Source organism: Pseudomonas alliivorans (assembly GCF_017826695.1).
Lineage (GTDB): Bacteria > Pseudomonadota > Gammaproteobacteria > Pseudomonadales > Pseudomonadaceae > Aquipseudomonas > Aquipseudomonas alliivorans.
This window is the reverse complement of the sequence record NZ_JAFFZW010000001.1, coordinates 467,431-480,719: the sequence shown is the minus strand read 5'-3', so window position 1 is coordinate 480,719 and position 13,289 is coordinate 467,431. Positions and strand designations below refer to the sequence as shown.

The window sequence follows — 13,289 nt, the reverse complement described above, 5'->3', positions numbered from 1 at the left end:
AAATGACAACTACATCGTATGAGTGGGACGGTCGGACTTCAGCGCACCGACCAGATAGGTTTCGATCAGGTTGCGAGCGGTGTTGTCGCCGTCATTGAACTGCACGCCGACACCGGCTGCGCGATTGCCCTGCGCGCCCTTGGGCGTGATCCAGGCGACGCGGCCAGTGACCGGAACCTTCTCCGCCTGATCCATCAGATTGAGCAGCATGAACACTTCATCGCCCAGCTTGTAGCTCTTGCCGGTCGGAATGAACAGACCGCCGTTCCTGATAAACGGCATGTAGGCGGCATAGAGAACAGCCTTGTCCTTGATGGTCAGGGACAGAATGCCGTTACGCGGGCCTGTGTTGGGCGGCAGGTTCATGACAATACCTCAACAGTTGATAAGCGCAGTCTACGCCTGTCCAGGCAGGCCTGCCCACTGGACCAGCAACGCTTCGAGCAACAGCACCCGATTGAGATTGGCCTTGGACATCACTTTCTGGCGTTGCGCCAGCACCCAGTCCTGTATTTCCAGCACTTTGTCACGCGGCGATTTTTGCGCAAGATACTGCACCACCTTGCGCATATCACCCAGCCCCAGCCCCTCTTCATCCTGAGTCAGTTGATAGCGCAGAATCAGATGCGACCAGTCGCAGAACCAGTCGAACAGCAGCAGCAAAGGAATGTCTTTCCAGCCCTCGGCCAGTTGCGTCGGCGATTGCTGCTGCTTGAGCAGTTTCTTGACGCCATCCACTACCTGCGCGCGCTGCTCGCGAACACCCTGAGCCTGGAGCGTAACAGCCGCCAATGGCGAGCCGGCCGCCAGGGCCAGCAATTCCAGACGCTCCTGTTCGGAGCTGTCGGGCAGCGCGTTACTCAACCATGCCAGGCTCGTCTGCTCGTCAGGCAAAGGACAGGCCTGCTGAACGCAGCGACTTTTGACTGTCGGCAACAAACGGCTGGGCTGGTGACTGACCAACAGCAGCACAGTGTTACCAGACGGCTCCTCCAGGCTTTTCAACAGGGCGTTGGCAGCATTGATGTTCATCGCCTCGACGGGTTCGATGAGCACAACCTTTCGGCCTCCCATCTGCGAGGTCTGAACGACGAAGCTGACCAGATCGCGCACCTGATCCACCTTGATCGGCTTGTCAGCCTCTTCAGGCTCCAGCACATAATTGTCGGGATGGCTGCCGGCGGCCAGCAGCAGGCAGGATTTGCAGGTTCCGCAGGCGTCCAGTCCGTCCAGCCGCAGACACAGCAGGCTGGCCATAAGTCGCTCGGCGAGTGCACGCTTGCCGATACCGGCAGGGCCATGCAGCAGATAGGCATGAGCATGCTGCGCGCGCCCCGCCATCTGCTGCCAAAGTGCCTGCTGCCACGGATAGGCTTCAGCCACGTTGCAACTCCAGCAGTTGCGGCAGCAGAGCATCCAGAGAGCGCTGCACCTCCGTCAGTGTCTGCGCGGCATCTACCAGTCGGTAACGCGAAGGCTCTGCGGCGGCACGCGCCAGATACGTGCTGCGCACAGCATCGAAAAAGGCACGGCCTTCCTGCTCGAAGCGATCCAGACGACCCCGCGCTGCAGCACGCGACAGGCCGACTTCCACCGGCAGATCGAACACCAGCGTCAGATCCGGGCGCAGATCACCTTGAACGAACTGCTCCAATGCCGCGATGCGCTCATGGGACAAGCCTCGTCCCCCGCCCTGATAGGCATAGGTCGCATCAGTGAATCGATCGCACAGAACGACCTCTCCACGCGCCAGCGCCGGACGAATCACTTCGGCCAAATGTTGTGCCCGGGCAGCGAAGACCAACAGCAACTCGGTATCGGCGCACATGGGCTCGTCACTGGGCGCAAGCAACAGTTCACGGATACGCTCGGCCAGCGGCGTACCGCCGGGTTCGCGGGTCAACAGCACCTCGACGCCCTGAGCGCGAAGCTGCGCGGCCAGGTATTCACGGTTGGTACTTTTGCCGGCCCCTTCAGGGCCTTCGAGGGTGATGAACAGGCCGGTCACAGGCAATCCTTAGTCATATTTATTGCGAGGCGTCCGGGGCATTCCCGGGTACAGGCTCGGAAACGGTCGAATCAGGTTCGGGTGATGCGCTGGAGGCCGGTGCCGAAGCCGGTGCAGGGCTGGATCGATAATCCGCGCGCCGTTTGATCTGGTATTCACGCACGGCGGCGTTGTGAGCATCCAGATCATTGGAAAACACATGGCTGCCGTCACCTTTGGCCACGAAATACAGGCTGTCACCCGACACCGGGTTGAGAGCTGCATGAATGGCTTCGCGGCCTACCAGCGAAATGGGCGTTGGCGGCATCCCGGCAATCACGTAGGTATTGTAGGGCGTAGCCTGCTTGAGGTCGGCCCGGGTCAGCTTGCCGTTGTAGCGCTCGCCCATGCCATAGATCACGGTCGGATCGGTCTGCAACTGCATGCCCAGCTTCAGGCGACGCACGAACACACCGGCAATCTGCCCGCGCTCCTGAGGCACACCGGTTTCCTTCTCGACCAAGGAAGCCATGATCAGCGCCTGGTATGGATCGGCATAGGGCACGTCGGCAGCACGTGCCGCCCACTCCTCGTCCAGAACCTCTTCAAGACGGGCATAGGCCTGCTTGAGCACTTCGGCATCGGTCATGCCGCGCACATAACGGTAAGTGTCCGGAAAGAATCGCCCTTCGGGAAATACGTCAGGATGGCCGATTTTCGCCATCAGTTCGGTATCGCTGAGGCCTGTCAGCGTCTGATCAAGCTTGGCCTGTTTGGCCAGGGCCGCGCGGACCTGCCTGAAATTCCAGCCCTCGACCAGCGTCAGGCTGTATTGCACCACTTCCTTGCGCTTCCAGACGCCGAACAGGGCATCGACGTCCATCCCCGGCACCATGCGGTATTCACCACTGTGCAGCGCCTGTCCGGACAGATTGAAGCGCCAGTACAGCCGGAGCCAGAAGGCATCCTTGATGACGCCATCGGCTTGCAGTCGATTGAGAACGCCAGTAGGCGTCGAGCCTGCGGGCACATCCAGCAATTGTTCCTGAGCGATCTCAAGAGGCTGGTGCAACGCCTGATACTGTTGCCAGAACGCGAAACCCAGCGCCAGACCTGCCAGAACGAGTGCGGTTTCCAGCAACACCAATATTTTTCGGATCACGTATCAGATATCCAGAAGGCTGCGAGCAATACCTTGCAGTTTACGGGTGAGCGGGCCAACCGGCCAGCCGAGGTGTTCAAAGGCGCAAACCGGCCAAATGCCGTAGACGCTGTTGCACAGAAACACTTCGTCCGCATGCGCCAGATCGGATGCGCTCAAATCCCGGATATCGACATCAATACCCAGCATTGGTGCCTGATCCAGCAATTCGGCACGCATCACGCCGGCCACACCACACCGGGTCAGGTCAGCGGTCAACAGTCGCCCCTTCGAGACCAGAAACAGATTGCTATAAACGCCTTCGATCAGACGACCCGAGGTATCGCACACCAGCCCTTCGGCATGCTCGCTGTCCTGCCACTCCGAACGTGCGAGCACTTGCTCAAGACGGTTCAGGTGCTTGAGACCTGCCAACAGCGGCTGTTCGGCCAGACGAGTCCGGCAGGGAAACAGGCGTACGCCCTGCTCGGCATGTGAGGCGGGATACAAGGGTGAAGGACCGCCCTGCAGGATTCGACGGGAGCGAGAGTCCGGGGCGGGACCATACCCGCGCTGGCTGTCGCCACGGGTCAGGATCAGCTTCATGACGCCCTCGCCAAGCTGGGCAGCGAAGCGGATCATCTCAGAACGTACCAGCGCCTGATCGATCGGTATCGACAGGCGCTGACAGGCTGTTTCGAGGCGCTGCAAATGGCGTTCGAACAGCAGCGGCTGCCCCGACTTCACCGCAACGGTTTCAAAAACTCCGTCGCCGTAGGCCAGCCCCCTGTCCCTGAGGGACACGGAGTCGGCCAGGCAGCCGTCGATCCAGCTGAGCATTACTCGGCAAACCGGCGGAACACCAGCGAGCCATTGGTGCCGCCAAACCCGAAGGAGTTCGACAGAACGACGTCGATCGGCATGCGACGTGCTTCATGGGGCACGAAGTCCAGGTCACACCCTTCGCTCGGCTCGTCCAGGTTGATGGTCGGCGGCGCGACCTGATCAACCAGCGCCAATACGCTGAAGATGGCTTCGACAGCACCGGCAGCACCCAGAAGGTGGCCTGTCATGGACTTGGTGGAGCTGACCGCGAGCTTGTAGGCATGGTCGCCGAACACACTCTTGATCGCCGACGCTTCTGCCAGATCACCGGCAGGCGTAGAGGTGCCATGAGCGTTGATGTACTGCACCTGCTCGGGATTGACCTTGGCGTCGCGCAAGGCATTGACCACGCAACGTGCAGCACCGGCGCCGTCGTCCGGCGGTGAAGTCATGTGGAACGCGTCACCACTCATGCCGAAACCGACCAGTTCGGCGTAGATGGTCGCGCCACGGGCCTTGGCGTGCTCGAGCTCTTCGAGAACCATCGCACCGGCACCGTCGGACAGGACGAAGCCATCACGGCCCTTGTCCCACGGACGACTGGCACGGGCCGGATCGTCATTGCGGGTCGACAGTGCACGCGCCGCACCGAAGCCGCCCAGCCCGAGACCGCAGGCTGCCATTTCGGCGCCCCCGGCAATCATGACGTCAGCTTCGTCGTAGGCAATGTTGCGTGCTGCCATGCCAATGCAGTGGGTCGCCGTGGTACAGGCGGTTGCGATGGCATAATTGGGTCCCTGCGCACCCAGGTGGATGGACAGAAAACCGGAAATCATGTTGATGATCGAGCCCGGCACGAAGAACGGAGAAATCCGCCCCGGCCCCTGATCGTGCAGCAGACGACTGCTGTTCTCGATGTTGGTCAGACCACCTATCCCCGAACCCATGGCAACGCCGATGCGCTCGCGATTTGCGTCGGTGACTTCAAGACCCGCATTGCGCACAGCCTGAAAACTGGCCGCAAGTCCGTATTGAATGAAGAGATCGAGCCGGCGCGCCTCTTTGGGTGCCAGGTATTCTTCCACGTTGAATCCCTTGACCGAACCGCCGAAACGGGTGGTGAAGGCAGACAGATCCGTGTGCTCGATAAGGCCAATGCCACTGCGGCCCGCCAGAATGCCTTGCCAACTGCTGGGCACATCATTACCCAGTGGCGTAAGCATGCCCATCCCGGTGACCACGACGCGTCTACGCGACACAGGACTCTCCTTCTCTCTTGTTAACGGAACATCACATCGTTTTTAAAGAAAAAACCGCACGCCGTTTAAAGCAGTGCGGTTTTCCCGTGACAGCAAGCAGCGATTACAAATCTTAAGCCTGGTGGCTGTTGACGTAATCGATAGCAGCTTGAACGGTAGTGATCTTTTCCGCTTCTTCGTCAGGGATTTCGGTCTCGAATTCCTCTTCCAGAGCCATTACCAGCTCAACGGTGTCCAGGGAGTCAGCGCCCAGGTCTTCAACGAAAGAAGCAGTGTTGACAACCTCTTCTTCCTTGACGCCAAGTTGCTCGGCAACGATTTTCTTGACGCGCTCTTCGATGGTGCTCATACCTAGTTTTAACTCCTAGTGGAAATATTCAGGCATCTGGCCAGAGGGTAAGTGTATAGAAGAGGTTTTACGTTTTTCAAGCGTAACGCTCTCCGCCTTTGCCCCATCGCCCTTCTGCCCATTTATAGATTGCAGCTTTATAACGGATTTTAGACAGATCTTATGACATTTTTTTGAAACAGATCGTCACATTCAGCTCATGTACATGCCGCCGTTGACCGGGATTGTCGCCCCGGTCACGTACCCTGCGCCCTCGGAGGCGAGGAAAGACACCACATTGGCGATTTCCTGCGCCTGCCCCAGACGGCCCAGAGGAATCTGGGTCAGCAGCGCTTCACGCTGTGCTTCAGGCAGCTCACGCGTCATATCGGTATCAATGAAACCTGGCGCCACCGAGTTCACGGTCACTGCACGCGAACCCACTTCACGGGCAAGAGCACGACTGAAACCTTCCAGCCCTGCTTTCGCGGAAGCATAGTTTACTTGACCGGCGTTGCCCATGGCACCCACTACGGAGCCGATGCTGATGATACGGCCCCAGCGAGCCTTGGTCATACCGCGCAATACACCCTTCGAAAGCCGGAACAGGCTGTTCAGGTTGGTATTGACCACGTCGTACCATTCGTCATCTTTCATGCGCATCATCAGGTTGTCACGTGTGATGCCGGCGTTATTGACCAGGATCAACGGTGCGCCAACGCGCTCCTGAATGGTCGACAGCACGGAGTCGACGGATTCGGCACTGCACACGTCCAGCATCAGACCGAAACCTTCGATGCCGGCCTCCTTGAATGCCGCGCTGATACGCTCGGCACCGGACTCGGACGTCGCGGTACCCACGACCACAGCGCCATTGCGGCCCAATTCCAGGGCGATGGCTTGACCAATACCACGACTGGCACCAGTCACCAGTGCAACTTTACCTTGCAGGCTCATGCAGTCTTCTCCTAATCAGACCAGTGCCGCACGCGCGGCGGCAAAGGCGTCTGGGGTATCCAGGTTGTAAGTAATCACGCCCTCGGCGCAACGCTTGTTCAGACCGGCAAGCACCTTGCCCGGCCCGCATTCCACCAGCTGGGTAGCACCACGGCTTGCCAGACACTGGATGGATTCCACCCAGCGCACAGGCTTGTACAACTGTTCGAGCAGGTCGCGCTTGAGCGTTGCCAGATCACTGACCGCACTGGCGCTGACGTTCTGCACCAGAGCGATTTCCGGCGCCTGCCATTCGATCGCTTCAACGGATTCGGCGAAGCGCTCGGCAGCCGGACGCATCAGTTCACAATGCGAAGGAACACTGACCGGCAACGGCAGGGCACGCTTGGCGCCCCGTGCCTTGCACAGCTCCATTGCACGCTTGACGGCCTCGGCAGAACCGGCGATGACCACCTGCCCCGGGGAGTTGAAGTTCACCGCACTGACCACGTCGCCCTGGGCCGCTTCGGCACAGGCAGCAATGACATCAGCGTCGTCCAGCCCCAGGATCGCAGCCATGCCGCCCTGACCGGCCGGAACGGCTTCCTGCATCAACTGACCACGGCGCTCGACGAGCCTGACCGCGTCTTCCAGGCTCAGGCTCTGCGCAGCCACCAGGGCACTGTATTCACCCAGACTGTGGCCTGCGACAAATGCGGGAACAGCGCCACCTTCAGCCAGCCAGACATGCCACAGCGCGACCGATGCAGTCAGGATGGCAGGCTGGGTCTTGTCAGTCTGGTTGAGCAATTCGGCAGGACCGCTCTGGGTCAACGCCCACAGGTCATAGCCCAGCGCTTCGGACGCCTGTTCAAAAGTATCGAGGATCAACGGATGCTGCGCAGCCTGCTCGGCGAGCATGCCCAGCGATTGCGATCCTTGACCCGGAAATACGAATGCGAGGGATGCAGACATTTAACAAGCCTCTGAAGTGTTGTAGCTGAAATAGGCATTCGGCCGAACCGAACACGTGTATTCAAACATGGGTGTTCAAATTTACACGACTGCCGGTTTGGATGACCGAGCAGTCGGATGCGTCACATTTTCACGGCTGACCGTTCTGCAGCATCGCTTCGAGCCGTCCGCGAAGGCGCTCCGGCTGGTTCTCCCGAGTCTCGATCAACGCGCGGTGAATCGCACTCTGAAAGCCTTGAACGCTTGCCGAGCCGTGACTTTTCACGACGATACCCTGCAAGCCCAGCAGACTGGCGCCATTATGGCGAGCCGGTGCCAGATCAGCCTGCAGGCGCTTCAACATCGGCAACGCCAGACCACCTACCGCACGCGTCAACAGATTGCGGTTGAACAGCATCTCGATACGACCCGCGATCATTGCCGCGAGGCCCTCGCTGGACTTGAGCAGGACATTACCGACAAAACCGTCGCACACCACCACATCAGCCTCGCCCCGGTACAAACCATCACCCTCGACATAACCGATGTAGTTGAGACCCGGTGCCGCCTGCAGCAGACCTGCCGCCAGCTTGACCTGCTGATTACCTTTGATGTCTTCGGTGCCGACGTTCAGCAACGCCACTTTCGGGCTTTCGACACCCAGCGTTTCGGCCATCACAGCGCCCATGACCGCGAACTGATACAGCGCCTCGGCACTGCAATCGACGTTGGCGCCCAGATCCAGCAATTGACAATAGCCTGTGCGTGTCGGGATGGCAGCAATCATCGCCGGGCGGTCGATCCCCGGCAATGTCTTGAGCACGAACCGTGACAACGCCATCAGCGCTCCGGTATTGCCCGCACTGACGCAGGCCTGGGCCTTGCCACTGGCGACCAGCTCAAGCGCAACACGCATCGACGAGTCAGGCTTGCCACGCAGCGCCTGTGACGGACGCTCATCCATCGCAACGACTTCGCTGGCATTGACGATCTGCAGGCGCGAGCGATCCACACCGGAGTGGCGGGCGATCTGTTCTTCAATAAGGGATTTTTGACCGACAAGGGCCAGATGAAGCGAGGGCGTAGCGGTCAGGCACGCGAGGCTTGCCTGAACAATGTTGCGGGGACCGAAGTCCCCGCCCATTGCGTCGATCGCAATGATCGGAGCGGACAAGAAATTACTCGTCAGCGCCCTTGTCGATCACTTTACGACCACGGTATACGCCTTCTGGCGATACGTGGTGACGCAGGTGAACTTCACCAGTGGTCTTTTCTACCGACAGAGTGCTTGCCTCAAGAGCGTCGTGCGAACGACGCATGTCACGGGCAGAGCGGGATTTTTTGTTCTGCTGAACAGCCATAATTGATTAACTCCTAAACGTTTGGGTCACGCTTTAACTGCGCCAATACACTGAACGGGTTGGACCGTGTCACCTCGTCCACGCTCGGTTCGGGCTCATCGAGACCCGCCGGTTGCTGGCATTCTTCCGGATGATGAGCAGGCACGATGGGCAAGGCGAGCAAAAGCTCCTCCTCGATCAGTGCCAGCAGATCCAAAGGATCTTCGCCCAGTTCCAGCACGTCATAACCTTTCGGTAACGACTGGGTATTCGCACCCTCCTTCACCACGGCATAACTGCACTCGCTGTGGATCGGCAGGGTGACCAGCTCAAGACAACGCTGGCAAACCATCTTGACCGAGACGTCTATCGCACTGTGGATAACCACTGAACGGCGTTCGTCACGCTCGAAAATGAATTTGGCCTGCACCGTACCGACATTGTCGGCAAGCGGGTCGCAGAGTCTCTCCAAATCGGCCAGCAGCACTTCACCCTGAAGGGTAGTGCCGCGATCAGCCAATTTGCGCGGGTCAACGTGAGGTGGAATCGGGTCATTCAACATAGGCGCAGCATTCTAGGGATGCCCCCTTGGCATGTCAAAGGAAATTCAGGTCTGTTCGCATCTATGGTGGATCATTAGAATCCGCGCTCAGTTCAAGGAGAATCGCATGCCTTCCCTGCTTCTAGCTTCCAGCTCGATCTACCGCCGCGAACTGCTCGCCCGACTGCGCCTGCCGTTCACCTGCAAATCGCCCGATGTCGACGAAAGCAGACGCCCCGGCGAGCCCGCCCTTCAGCTTGTGCTGCGCCTTGCTCAGAAAAAGGCGCAGGCGCTGGCCAGCGAACACCCCGACCACCTGATCATAGGCTCGGACCAGGTGGCCGTGCTGGGCGACAGGATACTCGGCAAACCCCACACGTTCGAGGGTGCACTGGAGCAACTGTCGGCGGCCAGCGGCAAGCGCGTGACCTTCCTGACCGGCCTGGCCCTGCTCAACAGCCGGACCGGCGTCTGCCAGATGGACTGCGTTCCTTTTACAGTGCACATGCGCGACCTCGACACCGCCAGCATCGAGCGCTACCTGCACGCAGAGCAGCCGTTCGATTGCGCAGGCAGCTTCAAAGCCGAAGGTCTGGGCGTGAGCCTGTTCCGCAGCACCGAAGGCACTGACGCCACCAGCCTGATCGGCCTGCCGCTGATTCGCCTGGTGGACATGCTAATAAAGGAAGGGATTCCCATCCCCTGACCCACCATGAAAAAACCCGACTGCCGTCGGGGTTTTTTCATATCTGGCGTGCGATCAACGCAATGTCGGCCCATTGAAGCCCGCCAGCATCGCCAGCCGCTCGGCAATGCTGGTGCCGAGTTTCTTGGAGAAGCGGTCGAAAGGCGACTCTTCAACGGTGTAATCAACCATATCCTTCTCGCCGATCACCTCACGCGCCACATAAGCAGCACTGCCCAGACCGTCCACCAGACCCAGCGGGACCGCCTGCTCGCCGGTCCAGACCAGTCCGGAAAACAGCTCCGGGTGGTCCTTGTCTTTCAGACGCTCGCCACGACCCTGCTTGACGCTGGCAATGAACTGCCGGTGCGTCGTATCCAGAACGCCTTGCCAGAACTGGGTTTCGTCCGCCTTTTGAGGCTGAAACGGATCAAGGAACGCCTTGTGCTCGCCAGACGTGTAGGTCCTACGGTCGACACCCAGCTTTTCCATGACACCGACGAATCCGAAACCGGCCGCCGTGACACCGATGGAGCCAACCAGACTGGCCTTGTCGGCATAGATCTGGTCGGCAGCGCTGGCGATGTAATAGGCACCCGAGGCACCCAGATCACTGATCACCGCATAGACCTTGATGTCAGGCTTCTGCGCTCGCAGACGACGAATCTCGTCATAGACATAACCGGACTGCACCGGACTGCCGCCCGGGCTGTTGATATTCAGGATGACACCCTTGGTCTTGGTGTCCTCGAACGCGGCACGCAACCCGGTAATGATGTTATCGGCGCTGGCAGGCTCCTTGTCGGCAATCACGCCCTGCACATCAACCACCGCCGTGTGACTGGAGCGCCGGGACGCACCGCCACTCAGGTCCAGCATCGGTACGATCAGCACCGTAAACAGCACCACAAAGGTCAGCAACTTGAAAAAGATTCCCCAGCGACGGGCGCGCCGCTGCTCCTGGACACTGGCCAGCAGGGTTTTCTCCAGCAACTTCCAGCTTTTCGCCTCTTCCCTTTCATCAACAGGCCCATCCACCCTTTGAGAGGCAGGCGCTTTCCATTCGTCAGACATGCTCAACTTGCTCCGGAACGATGATTAAACGCTGCGCCGACTCAACCAGGGGCGCAGTTCGGAAAAATGCTCGATGGCCAGACGAGGCTCATACGCAAGCAGGGAGTCCAGCGATTGAGCGCCATAGCCTACCGCCACAGAGTCCATACCCGCATTGCGCGCCATCTGCAGATCGAAAGACGAATCCCCGATCATGAGCGAGCGCTCGGGCGCAACGTCACAATGCGCCATGATCTCATGCAGCATCAGCGGATCAGGCTTGCTGGCCGTTTCATCGGCAGCCCGGGTGATATCGAAAAAATCCAGCCAGCCATTGGCCTCAAGTACGCGATTCAGCCCGCGACGGGCCTTGCCCGTGGCGACTGCAAGGCGGTAACCCTCATCGCGGAACGCCTGAATGGACTCCGAAACACCCTCGAACAGCCGGGAAGGGACGCTATCCATCGCCATATAGCGGTCAGCGTAGCGCTGACGGAAGTCGATCAGGTCGCTCGCCGTGATGGATGGATAGAGCGTGCGGATAGCCTCGGGCAAACCCAGGCCGATGATGCCTTTGATCGCCTCATCATCGCGCACTTCCATTGCACCTCCGATCGCCGCACCACGCATTGACTCAACAATGCGTCCGATAGAATCCGCCAGCGTGCCATCCCAGTCGAAAATCAGCAGATCATAATGGCGCACTCAAACGCTCCACTGTCTTGGCCCACATCTCGTCTACCGGCGCCTGCAAGGTAAGCTTGCCGCCGTCCGGCATCGGTACAGTCAGCATGTAAGCGTGCAGAAACAGACGCTTGCCGCCCAGATCGCGGATTTCACGACTGAAATCCTCGTCGCCGTATTTGGTATCACCGGCAATCGCGTGCCCGGCATGCAGCGTGTGAACGCGAATCTGGTGGGTGCGGCCGGTCACCGGCTTGGCCTCGACCATCGTGGCGAAATCACCAAAGCGGCGCAGCACCTTGAAAATCGTCAGCGCCTCCTTGCCCTCCTCGTTGACCTCGACCATACGCTCGCCAGAACGCAGATTGCTCTTGAGCAAAGGCGCGCGGACCTGCTTGATGGACGTTGCCCAGTTGCCACGCACCAACGCCATGTAGCGCTTGTCCACGCCGTCGCCGCGCAGGGCTTCGTGCAGGTGGCGCAACATGCTGCGCTTCTTGGCGATCATCAACAGACCGGAAGTGTCACGATCCAGACGGTGGACCAGCTCAAGCTCCTTGGCGTCCGGGCGCAACTGGCGGAACGCCTCGATCACGCCGAAACTCAGACCACTGCCGCCATGCACAGCAATACCGGCCGGTTTGTTAAGCACGATCAGCGCCTTGTCCTCATAGACAATGGCCGCCTCCAGACGCTGCAGCAGCGCCTGCGCAACAGGTACGGGCTCGTCGCGCTCAGGCACGCGCACGGGGGGAATGCGAACGATGTCTCCTGCCTGCAACTTGTACTCGGGCTTGATCCGCCCCTTGTTCACACGCACTTCGCCTTTGCGCAAAATGCGGTAAATCAAGGTCTTGGGCACACCCTTGAGATAAGTGATCAGAAAATTATCGATGCGTTGACCGGCAAGTTCCGGCGCAACCTCTACCAGCTGGACGCCGGGGGTTGGAGGGGCAATATTTGTCATGGCGCAAATCATAACAATTTTTTATGGATTTGAAGCACTTAATGATTGCTGCTATAGTCGCGAACGCCGCCAAAAGCGGCCGGACAGCGGATCAACGGTTGACAGCCGACCCTGACCAACGCAATTCAAGAGGACGTGAGGCCGTCCTACGGGGCTTTCGGTGACAACGCAGCATGCTGGAAACGTAACAAGCGCGGGTGACATGAGGCCGGAAACACGCCAGATCGCTGAGCAGACAGCTCGCCTTCAGTGCGAATAATTCACGGCCAGTTCACAAGGTGCAGTCGCTTCCAGACGCTACGAGCGAATGCTTCGGGAACAACGCCTAAAGCCATGATGCGCGACCTTCCCTATCGAAGATCGCGGTAAATGCCAACCCGCTGCGGATTCTGCGCGCGGCAGCACCCGAATTATCAGGGATACGTGTAGGGTGGAGACGCACAACCATCGGACTGTGTAGCAAAAGGCTTGTTCTAGACGCTTCATCTCGTCCGCTACCGATGGTCGATTCCTCCTCCTGACAAAGCTTTTGCTGAAAGGGTGTCCTAGGTCACCACAGCAAGCAGGAAACGTCGTCGCGACGCCCCGC

Annotated in this window: 16 protein-coding genes; 1 reads left to right on the top strand and 15 read right to left on the bottom strand. The window is 59.4% G+C overall.

The genetic code is table 11. The features are described 5' to 3' along the window. Window positions 1-9: 9 nt before the first annotated feature. The 12 genes from JTJ32_RS02235 to JTJ32_RS02180 form a co-directional block, all read right to left on the bottom strand. Entirely contained in the window at window positions 10-366 is a 357-nt protein-coding gene (locus JTJ32_RS02235; protein ID WP_004884570.1) for a PilZ domain-containing protein, read from the bottom strand. Between the two features lie 30 nt (window positions 367-396). Continuing rightward, the gene (locus JTJ32_RS02230; RefSeq protein ID WP_184319235.1) at window positions 397-1,383 is read right to left on the bottom strand and encodes a DNA polymerase III subunit delta'; all 987 of its coding nucleotides are present in this window, start codon (window positions 1,381-1,383) and stop codon (window positions 397-399) included. Next, a complete protein-coding gene (tmk, locus tag JTJ32_RS02225) occupies window positions 1,376-2,008 on the bottom strand; it encodes a dTMP kinase (protein ID WP_184319231.1) in 633 nt (210 codons plus the stop codon). Before tmk ends, JTJ32_RS02230 begins: the two co-directional genes overlap by 8 nt. A 19-nt stretch (window positions 2,009-2,027) precedes the next feature. Beyond that, window positions 2,028-3,149 carry an endolytic transglycosylase MltG gene (gene mltG / locus JTJ32_RS02220; RefSeq protein ID WP_210040604.1) on the bottom strand — a complete coding sequence of 374 codons (1,122 nt, stop codon included), beginning with the start codon at window positions 3,147-3,149 and terminating at the stop codon, window positions 2,028-2,030. A gap of 3 nt (window positions 3,150-3,152) precedes the next feature. Beyond that, window positions 3,153-3,968 (bottom strand): aminodeoxychorismate lyase, encoded by an 816-nt coding sequence (gene pabC, locus JTJ32_RS02215; protein WP_210040602.1) that lies wholly within the window; start codon window positions 3,966-3,968, stop codon window positions 3,153-3,155. Beyond that, window positions 3,968-5,212, bottom strand: coding sequence for a beta-ketoacyl-ACP synthase II (gene fabF, locus JTJ32_RS02210; protein WP_099230010.1), 1,245 nt, complete (start codon window positions 5,210-5,212; stop codon window positions 3,968-3,970). The genes pabC and fabF overlap by 1 nt, the downstream gene beginning before the upstream one ends. A gap of 112 nt (window positions 5,213-5,324) precedes the next feature. After that, entirely contained in the window at window positions 5,325-5,561 is a 237-nt protein-coding gene (gene acpP / locus JTJ32_RS02205) for an acyl carrier protein (protein WP_004884578.1), read from the bottom strand. 192 nt (window positions 5,562-5,753) lie between these two features. After that, window positions 5,754-6,497, bottom strand: a complete 744-nt coding sequence (gene fabG / locus JTJ32_RS02200) for a 3-oxoacyl-ACP reductase FabG (RefSeq protein WP_099230008.1) — start codon at window positions 6,495-6,497, stop codon at window positions 5,754-5,756. 15 nt (window positions 6,498-6,512) lie between these two features. Then, window positions 6,513-7,451, bottom strand: a complete 939-nt coding sequence (gene fabD, locus JTJ32_RS02195; protein WP_099230006.1) for an ACP S-malonyltransferase — start codon at window positions 7,449-7,451, stop codon at window positions 6,513-6,515. 130 nt (window positions 7,452-7,581) lie between these two features. After that, complete coding sequence (gene plsX / locus JTJ32_RS02190) at window positions 7,582-8,604, bottom strand: phosphate acyltransferase PlsX (protein ID WP_210040600.1); 1,023 nt, start codon at window positions 8,602-8,604, stop codon at window positions 7,582-7,584. Window positions 8,605-8,608: 4 nt separating this feature from the next. Then, complete coding sequence (gene rpmF / locus JTJ32_RS02185; RefSeq protein ID WP_003179396.1) at window positions 8,609-8,791, bottom strand: 50S ribosomal protein L32; 183 nt, start codon at window positions 8,789-8,791, stop codon at window positions 8,609-8,611. Between the two features lie 13 nt (window positions 8,792-8,804). Further along, window positions 8,805-9,332 (bottom strand): YceD family protein, encoded by a 528-nt coding sequence (locus tag JTJ32_RS02180; RefSeq protein WP_004884585.1) that lies wholly within the window; start codon window positions 9,330-9,332, stop codon window positions 8,805-8,807. A gap of 106 nt (window positions 9,333-9,438) precedes the next feature. Here JTJ32_RS02180 and JTJ32_RS02175 point away from each other — a divergent pair, with 106 nt between their 5' ends. Next, complete coding sequence (locus JTJ32_RS02175; RefSeq protein ID WP_099230002.1) at window positions 9,439-10,017, top strand: Maf family protein; 579 nt, start codon at window positions 9,439-9,441, stop codon at window positions 10,015-10,017. Window positions 10,018-10,071: 54 nt separating this feature from the next. Here the strand turns inward: JTJ32_RS02175 and JTJ32_RS02170 are convergent, their stop codons facing one another. The 3 genes from JTJ32_RS02170 to rluC are packed head-to-tail and all read right to left on the bottom strand — an operon-like array spanning window position 10,072 to window position 12,700. Beyond that, a complete protein-coding gene (locus tag JTJ32_RS02170) occupies window positions 10,072-11,070 on the bottom strand; it encodes a S49 family peptidase (protein WP_184319220.1) in 999 nt (332 codons plus the stop codon). A 24-nt stretch (window positions 11,071-11,094) separates the two neighbouring features. After that, the gene (locus JTJ32_RS02165; protein WP_184319217.1) at window positions 11,095-11,754 is read right to left on the bottom strand and encodes an HAD-IIIA family hydrolase; all 660 of its coding nucleotides are present in this window, start codon (window positions 11,752-11,754) and stop codon (window positions 11,095-11,097) included. Beyond that, entirely contained in the window at window positions 11,741-12,700 is a 960-nt protein-coding gene (rluC, locus tag JTJ32_RS02160) for a 23S rRNA pseudouridine(955/2504/2580) synthase RluC (RefSeq protein WP_099229996.1), read from the bottom strand. Before rluC ends, JTJ32_RS02165 begins: the two co-directional genes overlap by 14 nt. Window positions 12,701-13,289: the final 589 nt, after the last annotated feature.